The organism is Streptomyces sp. NRRL S-350, from assembly GCF_000719705.1.
In the GTDB taxonomy this organism is placed as follows: Bacteria; Actinomycetota; Actinomycetes; order Streptomycetales; family Streptomycetaceae; genus Kitasatospora.
In genome coordinates this window covers 1-419 of record NZ_JOHO01000205.1, presented here as the reverse complement: position 1 = coordinate 419, position 419 = coordinate 1, and the positions used below count along the sequence as shown (strand labels likewise).

Below are 419 nucleotides of genomic sequence, written 5' to 3'. Positions count from 1 at the left end.
GCACGTGGTCGTCCTTGCCGATCCTGAACAGGGTTGCCCGAAGCGGCAGTTCGGCGACCAGGTCGAACGAGTGCCGGGCCGCGTGCGCCAGGTGCCCGGCCAGCTCCACACCCGGGCAGGCCGCGAACCGCAGCGGGATCGAGACGTCGTCGGCGATCTGCTGGCGCGGCGTCCCGCCGGTGGCGGGGAAGCGGGTGCGCAGGGCCTCGTGCCGCCCGGCGACGTCGTTCAGCGCTTCCTGGAGTGCCTGCCGGTCGAGCGGGCCGCGCAGGCGCAGCGCGAGCGGGATGTTGTAGGAGGAGCCCCCCTGTTCCCACTCCCGGAGGAACCAGAGGCGTTGTTGGGCGTAGGAGAGGGGGAGCGGGTCGGGTCGGGTGGGGGTGGTTCGCAGGGTGGGGCGGGTGCCGGTGTGGGGGGTG

General features: G+C 73.7%; 1 protein-coding gene. It reads right to left on the bottom strand.

Translation table 11 applies throughout. The annotated features are described in order from the left end of the window. On the bottom strand, positions 1-419 hold a 419-nt coding region (locus IF30_RS42930), incomplete at both ends, for a condensation domain-containing protein (protein WP_037903216.1).